Raw genomic sequence first — 17,521 nt, 5'->3', positions numbered from 1 at the left:
GCTTACTGGTTTGCGGCTGCGCGCAGCAGCGTCGGACGGCCGCCAAAGCGCTTGAAGATGGATTGCTCGATGCCCGCGGCGTCCAGGCCGCATTGCGACATCAGCTTGGCAGGGTCGCCATGTTCGACGAACACATCGGGCAGGCCCAGTTGCAGCACCGGCAGGCTCAGGCCGGCGGCCTGCAGAGACTCCAGCACCGCGCTGCCGGCACCGCCCATCACGCAGCCGTCTTCCACCGTCACCAGGGCGTCGTGCGTGCGTGCCAACTCGGCCACCAGGGCGTCGTCCAGCGGCTTCACGAAGCGCATATTCGCCACCGTGGCGTCGAGCTGCTCGGCCGCCTGCAGGCAGGGGTAGAGCAAGGTGCCAAAGGCCAGGATGGCGATGCGCGGCCCCTGGCCCTGCAGGCGGCCGCTCTCGCGGCGCACTTCGCCCTTGCCCCATGGCAGGGCCGTCATCTGCTTCTGCACAGGCACACCCACGCCGGCGCCGCGCGGATAGCGCACCGTGGCCGGGCCATCGTGCTGGAAGCCGGTGTAGAGCGCCTGGCGGCATTCGTTCTCGTCCGCCGGCGTCAGCAGCGCCATGTTCGGAATGCAGCGCGTGTAGGCAATGTCGTAGTTGCCGGCATGGGTGGCGCCATCGGCACCCACCAGGCCGGCACGATCGAGCGCGAACAGCACCGGCAGGTTCTGGATCGCCACATCGTGGATCATCTGGTCGTAGGCGCGCTGCAGGAAGGTGGAGTAGATCGCCACCACCGGCTTCAGCCCCTCGCAGGCCAGGCCCGCACCGAAGGTCACCGCATGCTGCTCGGCAATGCCGACGTCGTGATAGCGGGTCGGGAAGCGCTTGTGGAAGTCCACCATGCCCGAACCCTCGCGCATCGCGGGGGTGATGCCCACCAGGCGCGCGTCGGCCTCGGCCATGTCGCACAGCCAGTCACCGAAGATCTGGGTGAAGGTGGGCTTGGGCGGCGTGGCCGGCTTGACGAAACCCACCGCCGGATCGAACTTGCCCGAGGCGGCGTGGTACTTGACCGGATCGGCCTCGGCCAGCTTGTAGCCCTGGCCCTTCTTGGTCACCACATGCAGGAACTGCGGGCCCGAGCGGCTGCGCAGGTTCTCCAGCGTGGGGATCAGCGCGTCAAGGTCATGACCGTCGATCGGGCCCACATAGTTGAAGCCGAACTCCTCGAAGATGGTGCCGGGCACGACCATGCCCTTGGTGTGCTCCTCGAAGCGGCGCGCAAACTCGTACAGCGGCGTGTTCTTCAGCACGCTCTTGGCGCCCTCGCGCGCGGCGCCGTAGAACTTGCCGCTCATCAGGCGCGCCAGATACTTGTTGAGCGCGCCCACCGGCGGGCTGATCGACATGTCGTTGTCGTTCAGTATCACCAGCACGTCGCCCATCAGGCCGCCATGCGAGACGCCGGCATTGTTGAGTGCCTCGAAGGCCATGCCCGCCGTCATCGAGCCGTCGCCGATGATGGCCACGGCCTTGCGATGCTCGCCCTTGAGCTTGGCGGCCATGGCCATGCCATGGGCGGCCGAGATCGAGGTGGAGGAATGGCCGGTGCCGAAGGTGTCGTACTCGCTCTCGTCGCGGCGCGGAAAGCCGCTGATGCCGCCCAGCTGGCGCAGGCCCGCCATGGCCTCGCGGCGGCCCGTCAGCACCTTGTGCGGATAGGTCTGGTGGCCCACATCCCAGACCAGCCGGTCGTGCGGGGTGTTGAACACATAGTGCAGCGCCACCGTCAGCTCCACCGCGCCCAGGTTGGAGCCCAGGTGGCCACCGGTCTTGGAGACGCTCTCCAGCACATAGGCGCGCAGCTCGTCGGCCAGCTTGGCCAGATCGGTGCGCGGCAGCCGGCGCAGATCGGCCGGGCTGTTGATGGTGCGCAGGAGCGAGAAATTCATGTGCGATGCATCCCGAGCTGTCAGTTGTCCCGGTCCACCACGCGGTCGGCCAGCAGGCTGAGCCAGGCGGTGTTGGTGAGCCCCGAGCGCGCCAGCGCCGCATGGGCTTGCGCGCGCAGTTCATCGGCGTAGCGGCGCGCGCCGTCCAGGCCCATCAGGCTCACATAGGTGGGCTTGTTGGCCTCCTGGTCCTTGCCGGCGGTCTTGCCCAGCACGGCGGAGTCCTGGGTCACGTCCAGGATGTCGTCCACCACCTGGAAAGCCAGGCCGATGGCGGCGCCATAGTCGGTCAGCGCGGCCCAGGTCGCGGGCGTGGTCTCGCCACAGGCGGCGCCCATCAGCACGCTGCCCTGCAGCAGCACGCCGGTCTTGCGGCGGTGCATGTCGCGCAGCGTGGCCTCGTCCAGGTCCTTGCCAACGCTGGCCAGATCGATGGCCTGGCCGCCGGCCATGCCGGCATGGCCCGAGGCGCGCGCCAGCAGCGCGCACAGGCGCGCCTGCAGGGCCGGCGCGATGCCGGCCTCCGGCGTCAGGACCTCGAAGGCCAGGGCCTGCATGGCGTCGCCCGCCAGCATGGCCTGGGCCTCGCCGAATTGCACATGCACGGTGGGCTTGCCACGGCGCAGCACGTCGTTGTCCATGCAGGGCATATCGTCATGGATCAGGGAGTAGGCATGGATCAGCTCCACCGCCGTGCCTGCACGCAGGGCGGCCGGGGCGTCGCCGTCCACCGCCTCGCAGGCGGCCAGCACCAGCAGCGGCCGCAGGCGCTTGCCGGCACCCAGCACGCCGTAGCGCATCGCCTCGCCCAGTCCGGCGGGCGCATCCGCAGGCACCCAGTCGTCCAGCGCCCGCTCGTAAGCCAGCAGAGCGCGCTGCATCCATTGTTCAAATACGCCTGCATCCACGCTCAGGACTCCTCCCAGGTTTTCATCTCGCCACCCTCCAGCACCTTGACCTGTTGCTCCACGGCCTGCAGGCGGGCGCGGCAAAAGCCCAGCAGCTCCGCGCCACGGCGATAGCTGTCCAGCAATTGATCCAGCGGCAATGCCCCGGCCTCCATGGATGCGACCAGGCGCTCCAGCTCGTCGAGCGCGAGCTCGTAACTGGCTGGAACTGCCGCTGGTGCAGCGGCTTTGCTGGTGGGCATGGGAGGCTTGCTCATGTCGAAATGCGAAAGCGGGATTGTAGTCACCGGCGCAAGGCCGGTCTTAGAGCACCCACACCTTGTCACACACCCACCACACCCCCCGCAGGGAGGATGGCGATGGCGGCCATTGCCGAGACCCTGCCCGGAATGCCGCAGCATGGGTACAATCCCGCCCTCGCTGCCCACCGCCCTTGCGACGGTGGCGCGGCGTATGGGAGCCCGGCCTGGAAGCAACCTTCTGGCCGGGCTTTTTGACACAAACCCGGCTCCGCGCCCAGGCGTCAAGCTTCATTGGCGCCCGACCGCGACGGACTCGGGGGGTTGACATTGGTTTCTTGGAGACCCTCTTGGATCATGTCCGACCTGAGCATCCCTCTCTCGGCGCTTGAACGCAGCAAGACGCAGCTGCCTGTCACTTCCTATTTCGATGAGGGCCTGTTCCGCAAGGAACAGGAACTGATCTTCCAGCCTGGGCCTCGCTACCTGGGGCATGCGCTCGCCGTGCCCGAGGTAGGCGACTTCTATGCACTGCCCCAGGAGGGCGAGGGCCGCGCCATCGTGCGCACGCCCGAGGGCCTGGAGCTGATCTCCAACGTCTGCCGGCACCGCCAGGCGGTGATGCTGCGCGGCCGCGGCAATACCAAGAGCAATGTGGTCTGCCCGCTGCACCGATGGACCTACGATTTGAAGGGCCAATTGGTCGGCGCGCCGCATTTCGAGCAGGACCCCTGCCTGAACCTGAACCGCTACAAGCTCAGGGATTGGAACGGCCTGCTGTTCGAGGACAACGGTCGCGACATCGCGGCCGAACTGGCGGCCGTGGGTCCGCGCGCCGAGCTGGACTTCAGCGGCTATGTGCTCGACAAGATCCATGTGCACGAGTGCGACTACAACTGGAAGACCTTCATCGAGGTCTATCTGGAGGACTACCACGTCGGCCCCTTCCACCCCGGACTGGGCAAGTTCGTCACCTGCGACGATCTGGCCTGGGAATTCGGCAAGCACCACTCGGTGCAGACGGTGGGCATCCACAAGGCGCTCGAGAAGCCCGGCTCCGAGGTCTACAGCAAGTGGCATCAGCAGGTGCTGCAGTTCCGCGGCGGCGAGCCGCCCAAGCAGGGCGCGATCTGGCTGACCTACTACCCGCACATCATGGTGGAGTGGTATCCGCATGTGCTGGTGGTGTCGACGCTGTTCCCCAAGGGCCCGCAGAAGACCACCAATGTGGTGGAGTTCTACTACCCTGAGGAGATCGCCGCCTTCGAACGCGAGTTCGTCGAAGCCAACCAGGCCGCCTATATGGAGACCTGCATCGAGGACGACGAGATCGCCCTGCGCATGGACTGGGGCCGCAAGGCCTTGATGGAGCGCGGCGACAACGAGGTCGGGCCCTACCAGAGCCCGATGGAGGACGGCATGCAGCATTTCCACGAGTGGTACCGCCGCGAAATGCAGCTCTGAGGCCTTTGCAAGCCATCCACACACCGCCCCACCGAAAAATCGGTCGGGCGGTTTTTTCATGCCCGCGTGGAGAATGCCGGCCATGCCCGCTTCCCTGATGATGGTGCTTGCCACCTTTTTGTTCGCCTCCATGGGCGTGTGCGTCAAGCTGGCCTCGGGCCAGTACGACGCGGGCGAGATCGTCATGTACCGCGGCCTGGTCGGCACCCTGGTGATGGCGGGCCTGGCCTGGCAGCAGGGCATCAGCCTGCGCACCCAGGTGCCGGCGATGCATTTCTGGCGCAGCCTCTCGGGCGTGATCGCGCTGTCGCTGTGGTTCTACTCGATCGGCAAGCTGCCGCTCGCCACCGCGATGACGCTCAACTACATGTCCTCGGTATGGATGGCGCTGTTCCTGATCGGCGGCGCGGTGATGCTGGGCAGCGCCCGCATCGATGGCCGCCTGGTTGCCGCGGTGCTGCTGGGCTTTGCCGGCGTGGCCCTGGTGCTGCGCCCCACCATTGATCAGCAGCAGGCCTGGCATGGCATCGCCGGCCTGCTCTCGGGCATGCTCTCGGCGATGGCCTATCTGCAGGTCACCGCGCTGGGCCGGGCCGGCGAGCCCGAGGTGCGCATCGTCTTCTACTTCTCGCTGGGCGGGGCGCTGGCGGGCTGCATCAGCACGCTGGCGCTGAAACTGGGCGGCCAGGGCGACTGGCATGGCCACGATCAGCAAGGCCTGACCCTGCTGCTCGCCGTGGGCCTGCTGGCCACCACGGCACAATGGCTGATGACGCGTGCCTACGGGCGCGGCAAGACCCTGGTGAACGCCAGCCTGCAATACCTGGGCATCGTGTTCTCGGCCCTTTACGGCGTGCTGCTGTTCAAGGATGCGCTGGGGGCCAGCGCCCTGCTGGGCATCGCCCTCATCATTGCCGCCGGCCTGGCCGCCACCCTGCTGCGCACCCGCAGCACACCGATCGACAGCCAACATTCCGTGAGCGAATCATGAACATGCCCTACCGCACACTCATCAGCGCCAGCGAGCTGCGCGCCCTGCAAGCACAGGGTCAGGTCTTGCTGATCGTGGACGCCAGCTTCGACCTCGCCGACACCGGCGCCGGCGAGCGCAGCCATGCCGAGGGCCATCTGCCCGGCGCCCACTATCTGCACCTGGATCGCGAGCTGAGCGGCGCCAAGACGGGAAGCAATGGCCGCCACCCCCTGCCCGAGCGCGGCGCCTTTGCCGCGCGCATGGCCGCGCTGGGCCTGACGCCCCAGACCCAGGTGGTGGCCTACGACGCCCAGGGCGGCATGTACGCCGCCCGGCTCTGGTGGATGTTGCGCTGGCTGGGCCATGAGGCCGTGGCGGTGCTGGACGGCGGCAAGGCGGCCTGGCTGGCCAGCGGCGGCGCGCTCAGCACCGAGGCGCCCGTCGTGCCGGCGTCGGCCGGCCACTTCGTGGCGGGCGATTCCTTGGCTCCCGCGCTGGACGCCGCGGCCCTGCAGGCCCAGCTTGGCCGGGTGCGCCTGATCGACGCGCGCGCCGGCGAGCGCTTCCGCGGCGAGGTCGAGCCGCTGGATGCGCGAGCCGGCCATATCCCCGGCGCCAGCAACCGCTTCTTCAAGGACAACCTGCAGGCCGACGGCTGTTTCAAGAGCGCCGACACCCTGCGCGCCGAGTTCGCCCCCCTGCTCGCGCCCTATGCGGCCGAGGCCGTGGTGCACCAGTGCGGCTCGGGCGTCACCGCCTGTCACAACCTGCTGGCAATGGAAGTAGCCGGGCTGGCGGGCTCGCAGCTCTACCCGGGCTCGTGGAGCGAATGGTCGTCCGACCCCTCGCGGCCGGTGGCGCAAGGCTAGCCTTGACATAGCGCAAGGCGGGCGGAAGATCAGGGCGCCACACTGGACGCATCAAAACCCCACCCTGAGACAGGAGGACCGCCATGTTCAAACGCATCATCGTCCCGACCGACGGCTCGGACATCACCAGCAACGCCATCAGCACCGCCGTGGCGCTGGCCAAGGTGCATGGCGCCAAGCTCTATGCCGTGAGCGTCAAGGAACCCTTCCCCTACAGCGCAGTCTCCGAGATGCAGCCGACCCCGCCGCAGGAGTTCTTCGACGCCCAGGAGCGCATTGCCCAGAGCCGCCTGAAGAGCGTGCTGGCCGCGGCCGAAGCCGGCGGCGTGCCCTGCGAGGCCCATAGCATCGAAGCCCTGCACGCCTGGGAAGCCATCATCGAGCATGCCAAGCGTGTCGACGGCGACCTGGTGGTGATGGCCTCGCATGGCCGTCGCGGTGTGCAGGCCCTGCTGCTGGGCAGCGAGACCCAGAAGGTGCTGACCCACAGCACCATCCCGGTGCTGGTGGTGCGCTGACGCCTCAGCGCCCGCGAGCGCCAACGCCCCGTGCCTCGCGGCCGGGGCGTTTTTTCATTCAGTGCTGGCCGCCCACCGCCAGCACCACGATGCCCATGCCCACTGCCAGCCACAGCAGCTGCAGCGCGGTTTCGCGCCAGGGCAGGCGGCGCTGCAACTGCGGGATCAGGTCGGCCACCGCCACATAGACAAAGCTGCTCGAGGCCGCCACCAGCAGATAGGGGAACAGCTGCTCCCAGGGCCCCACCAGGAAGTAGCCCAGCACCCCGCCGGCCACCGCCGCCAGGCCCGAGATGGCATTGAACAGCAGCGCCTTGGCGCGCGAGAAACCGGCGTTCAGCAACACGATGTAGTCGCCCACCTCCTGCGGGATCTCGTGCGCGATGATGGCCAGCGCGGTGATCCAGCCCAGGTGCTGGTCGGCCAGAAAGGCCGCGGCGATGATGATGCCATCGCAGAAATTGTGGATGCTGTCGCCCACCAGCACCGCCAGGCCGCCGCGCCCGGCCTGTTCCTCATCGAAGTGATGGTGGTGGTGGTGGCCGTCGCCCTCGTGGTGGTGGGTATGGCGGTAGAGCTCGGCCTTCTCCAGCAGGAAGAAGAACATCAGGCCGCCCAGCAGCGTCAGGAACAGGCTGTGCGGGCTGGCCTGGCTCTCGAAGGCCTCGGGCAGCACATGCAGCAGCGCGGTGGCCAGCAGCACGCCGGTCGACAGGCTCACCAGATGCTTGACCACGCGGCTCAGCAGCGCCACCGTCAGGCTGGCCGCGATGAGCACCGACAGCAGGCCGCCGGCCAGGGTCGCGAGCACGATATAGAGCAGGGTCATGGATGGCAAACAAAAGGCGCACCCGATGGTGCGCCGGCAGCGAAGACTTGTTGGCTTTGATTCTCGCAGACCTGTCAAGACCTCGTGGCAGGACGCCCATGGCGGCGTGATTTGACGCAATCAGCGGCGACAATCGCCGCCCATGACCGTGCCCCGTACCGCCCCCCCTGCCCTTGCCGCCATCGACATGGGCTCCAACAGCTTCAGGCTCGAGATTGCCCAGCTCAACCGCAGCAACTACCGCCGCCAGGAATACCTGAAGGAGACGGTGCGCCTGGGGGCAGGTCTTGACGCCAACGGCGAGCTCACCGAGGCGGCCATGCAGCGCGGCCTGGATTGCCTGGCCCGCTTTGCCCAGCGCCTGCAGGGCTTCGAGCCCGGCCGGGTGCGTGCGGTGGCCACGCAGACGCTGCGCGAGGCGCGCAACCGCAACAGCTTTCTGGCGCGTGCCCAGGCGGTACTGGGCCATCCGATCGAGGTGATCTCGGGCCGCGAGGAAGCGCGCCTGATCTTTGCGGGGGTGGCGCGGCTGCAGCCTTCGCAGACGCCGCGCCTGGTGATCGACATCGGCGGCCGCTCCACCGAAATGATCCTGGGCCATGGCCGCGTGCCGCTGAAGGCCGAGTCCTTCCAGGTCGGCAGCGTCAGCCTGTCGATGCGCTTCTTTCCCGAGGGCCGCTTCAGCGCCGAGGCCTTCCGTGCCGCCCAGGTGGCCGCCGGCGCCGAGCTGGAAGAGGCACTGAGCCAGTTCTCGCGCCCGCTCGCCCAGCCCGCCTGGGTGGAGGCGCTGGGCTCCTCCGGCACGGTCGGCGCGGTGGCGCAGATCCTCGCCGCCACCGGCGTCACCGATGGCAGCATCACCCCCGAGGCGCTGCGCTGGTGCATCGAGCAATGCATCGCGGTGGGCCATATGGACAAGCTCAAGCTGCCAGGGCTGAAAGAAGACCGCCGCGCCGTGGTGGGTGGCGGCCTGTGCATCCTCTACACCCTGCTGACGCAGTTCGGCATCGAGCGCCTGCAGCCCGCCAAGGGCGCGCTGCGCCAGGGCGTGATCTTCGATCTGGCGGAACGCCTGGAGGCCGCCCAGCTGGCCCAGGGCCGCGACATGCGCGACCAGTCGGTGGCCGAGCTGCAGCGGCGCTTCGGCGTGGACCGCGAGCAGGCCGGCCGCGTGCAAGACCTGGCCCTGGCGCTCTACAAGCAGCTGCAGCCGCGCGCGCCGCGCGAGCTGCAGCGCGAGCTGGGCTGGGCCGCCGCCCTGCATGAGCTGGGCATGATGGTCTCGCACCACGACCACCACCGCCACACCGCCTACCTGCTCGCCCATGTGGATGCCAGCGGCTTCTCGCAGAACCAGCTCAAGCGCCTGGGCGATCTGGCCCTGGGCCAGCGCGGCGGCCTGCGCAAGCTGGAACCGCAGCTCGGCGACGAGACCCTGCTGTGGCAGGTGCTGGCGCTGCGCCTGGCCGTCATCCATGCCCATGCGCGCGGCGCCATCGCCGAGGGCTCCATGCGCCTGCAGCGCCAGGGCCGGCGCGTGCGGGTGCAGCTGGACCGGGACTGGGCCGCGGCACAGCCGCGCGCCTTCTACCTGATGCAGGAAGAGCTGCAGGCCTGGTCCAAGCTCGAGCTGGTCGAGCTGACGCTGCAGGCCTGAGCGGTCGGCTGCCGATCAGCCGGCCGCTCAACCAGCGATATAGCGGCGCATCAGCGCCTGCTGCGCGCTCACGCCCGTCTCGGCGACGCGCTGGCTGTGCCCGTCCGGGCCGAGCTGCCAGGCATCCAGGCTGTCGTGCAGATAGGGCATCAGCGCCTCGTCGATGACGCGCTGACGCAGCGCCGGGTCGAGCACCGGCCAGGCCACCTCGATGCGGCGGAACATATTGCGGCTCATCCAATCCGCACTGGACAAATACAAAACTTCGTCGGCTTCGCTGACGCCCCAGCGGAAGTAGCAGATGCGCGTGTGCTCGAGGAAGCGCCCCACCACCGAGCGCACCAGGATGTTGTCGGTCTGGCCGGGCAGGCCCGGCGGCAGCATGCAGGCGCCGCGCACGATCAGGTCGATCCTGGCGCCGGCCTGGCCGGCCGCGATCAGGCCCGCGATCAGCTCGGCATCGGTGAGCGCATTGATCTTCACCACCACGCGCGCCGGCTGCCCCGCGCGCGCCGCCCGCGCCACCTGTGCCAGGTGCTCGAGCATGCGGCTGTGCATATTGAAGGGCGCCAGCAGCAGGCGCTTGGGCGCCTTGAACTTGGAGAGCGCGGCCAGCTCGCGGAACACCAGATCGGCGTCGGCGGTGAGCTCGGGGTCGGCGGTCAGGTGGCCCAGATCGGTATAGAGGCGCGCGGTCTTGGGGTTGTAGTTGCCGGTGGAGAGATGGGCATAGCGGCGCAGCACCGGCTTGCCCAGCTTGCCGACCTCGCGGCGCGTCACCAGCAAGAGCTTGGCATGGGTCTTCATGCCGACGATGCCGTACACCACCTGAGCGCCCACCGCCTCCAGGCGCTCGGCCCAGTTGATATTGGCCTCTTCGTCGAAGCGCGCCTTCAGCTCCACCACCACCATCACTTCCTTGCCGCGCCGCGCCGCCTCGATCAGCAGGTCCATCAGTTCGGACTTGCTGCCGGTGCGGTAGACCGTCTGCTTGATGGCCAGCACGTCGGGGTCCTCGACCGCCTCGCGCAGGAACTGCACCACCGGCTCGAAGCTCTCGAAGGGATGGTGCAGCAGCACATCGCCCTTGCGCAAGCGGTGGAATATGGACTTCTGGCGCGGCAGCCGGCCCTGCGGCCAGACCGGTTCGTGCGGCAGGAAGCGCAGCTCGGGCGCATCGCACTGGTCGATCAGCTCATTCAGGCGCACCAGGTTCACCGGGCCGTTGACGTGGTAGAGCGCCGCCGCCGGCATGTCGAACTGCTCGAGCAGGAAGTTGGAGAGCTCGGCCGGGCAGGTGTTCACCACCTCCAGCCGCACTGCGCGGCCGAAGTGGCGCGTCGTCAGGCCCGAGCGCAGCGCATGGCGCAGGTTCGCCACCTCCTCCTCGTCGACCTCCAGGTCGGAGTCGCGCGTGACGCGGAACTGCGAGAAGGCCTCCACATGGCGGCCCGGGAACAGCTCCTCCAGATGCGCGCGTATCACGCTGGTCAGCAGCACAAAGGCCTGCTGGCCCTCGCTGACGGTGGCCGGCAGCTTGATGACGCGCGGCAGCACGCGCGGCACCTTGACGATGGCGATGCGGTTGTCGCGCCCGAAGGCGTCCTTGCCCGACAGCCGCGCAATGAAGTGCAGCGACTTGTTGGCTACCTGCGGAAAGGGATGGGCGGGGTCCAGGCCCACTGGCACCAGTAGCGGGCGCACCTCGCGCTCGAAGAACTTGGCCACCCAGTGGCGCTGGGTCTCGTTGCGATCGGCATGGTTGAGGATGACGATGCGCTCCTCGCGCAGCGCCGGCATCACCTGCTCGTTGAAGATCGCGTACTGCTCGTCGATCAGGTCATGGGCGGCACGCGCCACCCGCTCCACGTCGCGCGAGCTCACCGCATTCACCGGATCGCGCGCGGCGTCCAGCATGTCGGCGAAGCGCACCTCGAAGAACTCGTCGAGATTGGACGAGACGATGCAGATATAGCGCAGCCGCTCCAGCAGCGGTACATCGCTGCGTTCAGCCTGGGCCAGCACACGTTTGTTGAATTCGAGGATGGCCTGCTCGCGATTGAGCGAGGCGACGTCTGGCAGGGTCATACGCCGATTCTATGAACGCCTCGTGACGAATTCGTGACGGCCGCCCAGTCCAGGATCTCCAGCTCGCCATCGGCATGCTCGACCAGGGCGGTCAGGCTTTCCACCCAGTCGCCGTCGTTGCAGTAGAGGATGCCGTCGATCATGCGCAGCTCGGCATGGTGGATATGGCCGCACACCACGCCCTGCACGCCGCGCTTGCGCGCCTCGCGCGCCACCGCCACCTCGAAGTCGGAGACATAGCTGACCGCGCGCTTGACCTTGAGCTTGAGGTATTTGGACAGGCTCCAGTAGGGCAGGCCCAGGCGCGCGCGCAGCGAGTTCAGGTGCCGGTTCAGCTTGAGGGTGAATTCGTAAGCGCTGTCGCCCAGATGCGCGAGCCAGCGCGCGCACTGGATCACGCCGTCGAACAGGTCGCCGTGGGTGATCCAGAGCTTGCGGCCATCCGCCGTCTCGTGGATCCAGTCCTCGGCCACCTCGATGCCACCGAAGCTGTGCTGCAGGTATTTGCGCGCGAACTCGTCGTGGTTGCCCGGGATGAAGATCACCCGACAGCCCTTGCGCGCCTTGCGCAGCAGCTTCTGCACCACGTCGTTGTGCGTCTGCGGCCAGTACCAGCTGCGGCGCAGCTGCCAGCCGTCGATGATGTCGCCCACCAGAAAGAGCTGCTCGCATTCCACCGTGCGCAGAAATTCCAGCAGGGCGCGGGCCTGGCAGCCGGGCGTGCCCAGGTGCAGATCGGAAATCCAGACGCTGCGGTAGCGCAAGCGCCCCTCTTCCGCGTCGGCGGGCGCGGCCGGCTCGGCGATGAAGGCGCTGGGGCTGGCGACGCGCGCCATCACGTAATCGGGCTGCATGGACCGCAAGCTTGCCAAGCCGGCATGACGCGCCGGTGACGGCCCGGATAATGCCCCCATGCATTTGATGATTCCCTACGCCAGCGCCGTGAGCGAGGAAGCGCGGCATTGCCTGCGTGAACTGACCCTGCCCAATCTCTCTGCCCTGCTGGGGCGCCTGGTCGCCGAGCCCGAACTGCTGGGCGAGGATGAGTACAGCCTGCACACCGCCCAGGAGCTGGCGCTGGCCCGCTTGCGCGGTTTGCCAGCCGCCACCGCACTGCCGACCGCCGCCTGGCTGCGCGAACAGACGAGGCCGCGCGACGGCCAGGCCTGGGCGCTGCTGACGCCCCTGCACCTCTCGGTGGGTACCGACCAGGTCACCGCCCTGGGCCCGCGCCATCTGGCCCTGGACGAGGCCGAGGCGCGCGCCTTTTTCGCGGCCCTGGCACCGCTGTTCCCCGCCGACGAGGGCTGGGCCTGCGAATTCCTGGCGCCCGACCAATGGCTGGTCGCCCATCCCAGCCTCGACGCCCTGCCCAGCGCCAGCCTGGAGCGCGTGCTGGACCGCAGCGTCAGCAGCTGGATGCCGGAGGCGCGCGCGCTGCGCCTCTTGCAGAACGAGATCCAGCTGATGCTGCACGGCCTGCCGCTCAACGCCGCGCGCGAGGCGCGCGGCGCCCTGGCGCTGAACTCGGTCTGGATCAGCGGCTGCGGCATCGGCCGGGGCCAGGTCTTGCCGGCCGAGCTGCAGCAGGAATTCGGCCTGCGCGAGCCGCTGCTGAGCGGCGACTGGCCAGCCTGGATGGAGGCCTGGCGCGCGCTCGACGCCGGCCCGCTGGCGGCGCTGCTGCGCGCCTCGGCCACGCAGCCGGTGCGCCTCACCCTGTGTGGCGAGCGCCATGCACGCAGCTGGGCCGGCACGCCCGCCCAGGGCTGGCGCAAGCTCAGGCAGGCGCTGCTGCCGCCCAGCGCAGACGCGGCTCTCACACTGGAGGCCTTATGAATCAGCCGCGCCTCGTCACCCGCGATGTGCCGCCCCGCGAGGCCTGGGCGCTGGAGCAGGCCGGCATCTCGCCCTTGCTGGCGCGCCTGTTCGCCGCGCGCGGCGTGCGCTCGGCCGAGGAGCTGGACGACGGGCTTGCCAAGCTGCTGCCGCCCGAGGGCCTGAAGGGCATCGCCGAGGCCGCCGGCCTGCTGGCCGACAGCCTGCTCGCCGGCGAGCACATCTGCATCGTGGCCGACTACGACTGCGACGGCGCCACCGCCTGCGCCGTGGCGCTGCGCGGCCTGGCCCTGCTGGGGGCAAGACCCGACACCCTGCACTATGTGGTGCCGGACCGCGCCGTGCATGGCTATGGCCTCACGCCCACCATCGTCGAGCTGGCGCTGCCGCTGCGGCCGCAACTTCTGATGACGGTGGACAACGGCATCGCCAGCCATGCCGGCGTGGCGCATGCGCGCGCGCTCGGGCTGAAAGTGCTGGTGACCGACCACCATCTGCCGGCCCTGGTGGACGGCACGGTGCTGCTGCCCGAGGCGCACGCGATGCTCAACCCCAACCAGCCGGGCTGCGAGTTCGCGAGCAAGAACCTGGCGGGCGTGGGCGTGGCTTTTTACCTGCTGCTGGCGCTGCGCGGTGAGTTGCGCAAGCGCGGTCGATTTGATTCCAGCACGCAACCCAAGTTGGATGGCCTGCTCGACCTGGTGGCGCTGGGCACGGTGGCCGATGTGGTGAAGCTCGATGCCAACAACCGGCGCCTGGTGGCACAGGGCCTGCGCCGCATGCGCGCCGGCCGCATGCAGCCGGGCATCGCCGCGCTCTTCACCGCGGCGGGCCGTGATGCCAGCCGCGCCAATGCCTTCGACCTCGGCTTTGCGCTGGGCCCGCGCATCAATGCCGCCGGCCGCCTGTCCGACATGACGGTGGGCATCGAATGCCTGCTCTGCGATGACAGCACGCGCGCGCTCGAACTCGCCAAGCTGCTGGACGCCATCAACCGCGAGCGCCGCGAGATCGAGGCCGGCATGCGCGAGCAGGCCGAGGCCCAGCTGGAGGCCCTCATGCCGGCCGGCGATGCCCCGGCCGCGCTGGCCATCTTCGACCCCGCCTTCCACGAGGGCGTGGTGGGCATCGTCGCCTCGCGCCTGAAGGACCGCGTGCACCGCCCCGCCTTCGTGTTCGCGCGCGGCGCCGACGGCCAGCTGAAGGGCTCGGGGCGTTCGATCCCCGGCTTCCATCTGCGCGACGCGCTGGACCTGATCACCAAGCGCCATCCCGATCTGCTGAAGAAGTTCGGCGGCCATGCGATGGCGGCCGGCTGCACCCTGGCCGACGACGGTTTCGAGCGCTTCAACAGTGCCTTCCAGCAGGTCGCGGCCGAGTGGCTGGATGAGCAGGCCCTCACGCGCACCCTGCGCACCGACGGCCCGCTGGCGCCCGAGCTCTTCAACGCCGCCACGGTGCGCGAGCTCGATGCCCAGGTCTGGGGCCAGGCCTTCGAGGCACCGCTGTTCTGCGACCAGGTGCAGATCGTCTCGCAGCGCCTGGTGGGCGAGCGGCACCTGAAGCTGCGCCTGCGCCAGGGCGGCTTGCTGCGCGATGCGATCTGGTTCGGCCGCAGCGAGCCGGTGCCCGACGAGGCACGCCTGGCCTACCGCCTGAGCCTGGACGAATACCAGGGTCAGGAGCGCATCCAAATGGTGGTCGAGGCGCTCGTCTGAGGCCCGCCACCTAGAATCGGGGCGTGACTACCCTGCATGCCTGTACCAACGCCGATCTGCACTGCCACTCGGTCGTCTCCGACGGCACCCTGAGCCCCGAACTGCTGGCCGCGCGCGCCAAGGCCAATGGCGTGGAGTTGTGGGCGCTGACCGATCACGACGAGGTGGGCGGCCAGGCGCGCGCCCGCGATGCCGCGCTGGCGCTGGGCCTGCCCTATCTGACCGGCACCGAGATCTCGGTGAGCTTTGCCGGGCGCGTGGTGCACATCGTCGGCCTGGGTTTCGACCCTCAGAACGCCGCCCTGGTGGCCGGCCTGCATGCCACCCGCGGCGGCCGCGAGGCGCGTGCCCGCGAGATGGCGGCCGGCCTGGCCCAGGTGGGCATCAAGGGCGCCTTCGAGGGCGCCAGCCACTATGTGGGCAACCCCGAGCTGATCTCGCGCACCCATTTCGCGCGCTTCCTGGTCGACAGCGGTGTCTGCAGCGATGTCTCCGAGGTGTTCCGCCGCTTCCTCACCGAGGGCAAGCCCGGCTATGTGCCGCACCGCTGGGCCGCGCTGGGCGATGCGGTGCGCTGGATCAACGAGGCCGAGGGCTTGGCGGTGATCGCCCACCCGGGCCGCTACGACTTCACGCCCACCGAGGAATACGCCCTCATCACCGAATTCATCGCCCATGGCGGGCGCGGCATCGAGGTGGTGACCGGCAGCCACACCGCCGCCGAGGCCCAGAAGTACACCGAGACGGCGCTGGAGTTCGGCCTGCTGGCCTCGCGCGGCTCGGACTTCCACAGCCCCACCGAGAGCCACACCGATCTGGGCCGCCTGCCCGATCTCTCCGGCCGCCTCACGCCGGTCTGGCAGGCGCTGCAACACCGCGTGCAGCGCCCCGCCCCGTGAACGCACAGCGCCCGGGCCTGGGCATTGCGCTGATCATCCTGATGGCGAGCTGCTTCGCCAGCATGGACAGCACGATCCGCTATCTCGGCGCCTTCCTGCCGGTGCTGCTGATCCTGTGGGCGCGCTACAGCGTGCAGGCCCTGGTGATGGCGGCCTGGCTGGGCTGGCGCGCCGCCCGGCAGGGCTCGCTGGCGGGGCTGCGCGCCGCCCATCCGCGCTTCCAGCTGGTGCGCGGCCTGCTGCTGCTGGCCACCAGCGCGATGAGCTTCTACGGCGTGCAGGCGATGCCGGTGGCCGAGTTCAGCGCCATCAATATGCTCACCCCGGTGATCGTCACCCTGCTGGCCGCCACCCTGCTGCACGAGCATGTCTCGCCGCTGCGCTGGGCCCTGGTGGTGGGCGGCTTCGCCGGCGCGCTGATCGTGATCCGACCGGGCAGCGGCACCTTCGGCTGGGCGGTGCTGTTCCCGCTTGCCGGCGCCTGCTTCTACGCCAGCTTCCAGGTGCTGACGGCCAAGCTGGCCTCGCTGGAAGACCCCTACACCACGCATTTCTACACCGGCCTCACCGGCGCCCTGCTGCTGAGCCTGCTGCTGGCGCTGGGGCCTGTCGAGGTGATGGCGCCGCTGCGCGCCGCGCCGCCCTGGCAATGGGGCTTGCTGCTGGGTATCGGCGCGCTCGGCACGGTGGGCCACCTGCTGCTGATCCTGGCCCTGGGCCTGGCACCCACCGGCGTGCTGATGCCTTTTGTCTATGTGCAGATCGCGGTGGCGGCGGCGATCGGCTGGCTGGCCTTCGACCATGTGCCCGATGGCTATGCCTGGCTGGGCATGGCGGTGGTGTCGGCCAGCGGCGCCAGCTCGGCCTGGCTGAACGTGCGTCAGCGTACCCGGCCCGCCACAGTCACCGCCGACACCATCGCCGACTGATGCGCCGGGCCCTCGGCTTGGTCAACAATAAGCCATGGCGCAATTCTTCGAAGTCCACCCCGAGAACCCGCAACAGCGCTTCCTCAAGCAGGCCGCGCAAATCCTCCAGTCCGGCGGCGTCGGTGCGATCCCGACCGACTCCAGCTACGCGCTGGTGTGCCGGCTGGACGACAAGGCCGCCGTCGACCAGCTGCGCCGCGTGCGCGGCGTGGACGACAAGCATCACCTCACGCTCTTGTGCCGCGATCTCAGCGAGCTGGCCAATTTCGCCCGCGTCGACAACCGCCAGTACCGCCTGCTCAAGCTGGCAACACCTGGCCCCTTCACCTTCATCCTGGAAGCCACCAAGGAAGTGCCGCGGCGCGTCTCGCACCCTTCGCGCCGCACCATCGGCCTGCGCGTGCCGGATCACAAGGTCACCCAGGATCTGCTGGCCCTGATGGGCGAGCCGCTGCTGGCCACCACCCTGATCCCGCCCGGCGAGAGCGAGGCGCTGAATGACGCCGGCGAGATCAGCGAGCGCTTCGACCGCGTGCTGCAGGTGATCGTCGACGCCGGCGCCTGCCCCCTGCAGCCCACCACGGTGGTGGACCTCACCGCCGACGAGGCCCAGCTGATACGCCGCGGCCGCGGCGACCCCGCCACGCTGGGCTTGCAGGAAGCGTGACTTTT

At 69.0% G+C, this 17,521-nt stretch carries 16 protein-coding genes; 10 read left to right on the top strand and 6 right to left on the bottom strand.

Annotated features, from left to right (window positions below; genetic code table 11):
- Window positions 1-2 precede the first annotated feature (2 nt).
- Genes dxs through AC3WQY_RS18450 form a run of 3 tightly spaced genes read right to left on the bottom strand, consistent with a single transcriptional unit; the run spans window position 3 to window position 3,069 of the window.
- Window positions 3-1,919: a 1-deoxy-D-xylulose-5-phosphate synthase gene (gene dxs / locus AC3WQY_RS18460; protein ID WP_492709950.1), complete on the bottom strand. Its 1,917-nt coding sequence runs from the start codon at window positions 1,917-1,919 to the stop codon at window positions 3-5.
- A gap of 20 nt (window positions 1,920-1,939) precedes the next feature.
- Complete coding sequence (locus AC3WQY_RS18455) at window positions 1,940-2,800, bottom strand: polyprenyl synthetase family protein (RefSeq protein WP_492709948.1); 861 nt, start codon at window positions 2,798-2,800, stop codon at window positions 1,940-1,942.
- A 29-nt stretch (window positions 2,801-2,829) separates the two neighbouring features.
- Window positions 2,830-3,069 (bottom strand): exodeoxyribonuclease VII small subunit, encoded by a 240-nt coding sequence (locus AC3WQY_RS18450; protein WP_425334609.1) that lies wholly within the window; start codon window positions 3,067-3,069, stop codon window positions 2,830-2,832.
- 354 nt (window positions 3,070-3,423) lie between these two features.
- Here AC3WQY_RS18450 and AC3WQY_RS18445 point away from each other — a divergent pair, with 354 nt between their 5' ends.
- The 4 genes from AC3WQY_RS18445 (at window position 3,424) to AC3WQY_RS18430 (ending at window position 6,890) form a co-directional block, all read left to right on the top strand.
- The gene (locus AC3WQY_RS18445; protein WP_492709947.1) at window positions 3,424-4,530 is read left to right on the top strand and encodes an aromatic ring-hydroxylating oxygenase subunit alpha; all 1,107 of its coding nucleotides are present in this window, start codon (window positions 3,424-3,426) and stop codon (window positions 4,528-4,530) included.
- 82 nt (window positions 4,531-4,612) lie between these two features.
- The gene (locus AC3WQY_RS18440; protein ID WP_492709946.1) at window positions 4,613-5,521 is read left to right on the top strand and encodes a DMT family transporter; all 909 of its coding nucleotides are present in this window, start codon (window positions 4,613-4,615) and stop codon (window positions 5,519-5,521) included.
- A 2-nt stretch (window positions 5,522-5,523) separates the two neighbouring features.
- Window positions 5,524-6,372, top strand: coding sequence for a sulfurtransferase (locus tag AC3WQY_RS18435; protein ID WP_492709944.1), 849 nt, complete (start codon window positions 5,524-5,526; stop codon window positions 6,370-6,372).
- Between the two features lie 83 nt (window positions 6,373-6,455).
- Complete coding sequence (locus tag AC3WQY_RS18430) at window positions 6,456-6,890, top strand: universal stress protein (RefSeq protein WP_285231281.1); 435 nt, start codon at window positions 6,456-6,458, stop codon at window positions 6,888-6,890.
- A 58-nt stretch (window positions 6,891-6,948) separates the two neighbouring features.
- On the opposite strand, the gene AC3WQY_RS18425 is transcribed toward AC3WQY_RS18430, so the two are convergent.
- A complete protein-coding gene (locus tag AC3WQY_RS18425) occupies window positions 6,949-7,719 on the bottom strand; it encodes a ZIP family metal transporter (RefSeq protein ID WP_285231280.1) in 771 nt (256 codons plus the stop codon).
- A gap of 142 nt (window positions 7,720-7,861) precedes the next feature.
- On the opposite strand from AC3WQY_RS18425, the gene AC3WQY_RS18420 reads away from it, so the two are divergent.
- Complete coding sequence (locus AC3WQY_RS18420; protein WP_285231279.1) at window positions 7,862-9,376, top strand: Ppx/GppA phosphatase family protein; 1,515 nt, start codon at window positions 7,862-7,864, stop codon at window positions 9,374-9,376.
- A gap of 27 nt (window positions 9,377-9,403) precedes the next feature.
- Here the strand turns inward: AC3WQY_RS18420 and ppk1 are convergent, their stop codons facing one another.
- Window positions 9,404-11,464, bottom strand: coding sequence for a polyphosphate kinase 1 (ppk1, locus tag AC3WQY_RS18415; protein ID WP_492709942.1), 2,061 nt, complete (start codon window positions 11,462-11,464; stop codon window positions 9,404-9,406).
- A complete protein-coding gene (locus AC3WQY_RS18410; RefSeq protein ID WP_492709941.1) occupies window positions 11,461-12,318 on the bottom strand; it encodes a UDP-2,3-diacylglucosamine diphosphatase in 858 nt (285 codons plus the stop codon). The genes ppk1 and AC3WQY_RS18410 overlap by 4 nt, the downstream gene beginning before the upstream one ends.
- Window positions 12,319-12,376: 58 nt before the next feature.
- Between AC3WQY_RS18410 and AC3WQY_RS18405 the strand changes: the two genes are divergently transcribed.
- The 5 genes from AC3WQY_RS18405 to AC3WQY_RS18385 are packed head-to-tail and all read left to right on the top strand — an operon-like array spanning window position 12,377 to window position 17,516.
- Window positions 12,377-13,303, top strand: coding sequence for a hypothetical protein (locus tag AC3WQY_RS18405; protein ID WP_492709939.1), 927 nt, complete (start codon window positions 12,377-12,379; stop codon window positions 13,301-13,303).
- A complete protein-coding gene (gene recJ, locus AC3WQY_RS18400) occupies window positions 13,300-15,021 on the top strand; it encodes a single-stranded-DNA-specific exonuclease RecJ (RefSeq protein WP_492709938.1) in 1,722 nt (573 codons plus the stop codon). The genes AC3WQY_RS18405 and recJ overlap by 4 nt, the downstream gene beginning before the upstream one ends.
- Before the next feature lie 23 nt (window positions 15,022-15,044).
- Window positions 15,045-15,920, top strand: a complete 876-nt coding sequence (locus AC3WQY_RS18395) for a 3',5'-nucleoside bisphosphate phosphatase (RefSeq protein ID WP_285231275.1) — start codon at window positions 15,045-15,047, stop codon at window positions 15,918-15,920.
- Window positions 15,917-16,849: a DMT family transporter gene (locus AC3WQY_RS18390; protein WP_285231274.1), complete on the top strand. Its 933-nt coding sequence runs from the start codon at window positions 15,917-15,919 to the stop codon at window positions 16,847-16,849. The genes AC3WQY_RS18395 and AC3WQY_RS18390 overlap by 4 nt, the downstream gene beginning before the upstream one ends.
- A gap of 34 nt (window positions 16,850-16,883) precedes the next feature.
- On the top strand, window positions 16,884-17,516 hold the full coding sequence (locus tag AC3WQY_RS18385) for an L-threonylcarbamoyladenylate synthase (protein WP_285231273.1): 633 nt from the start codon (window positions 16,884-16,886) through the stop codon (window positions 17,514-17,516).
- The last annotated feature ends 5 nt before the right edge of the window (window positions 17,517-17,521 follow it).

It is taken from the genome of Roseateles sp. FW301-B2, assembly GCF_058788955.1.
Note: the sequence above shows the minus strand (reverse complement) of the source record. Positions and strands in the feature narration are given on the sequence as shown.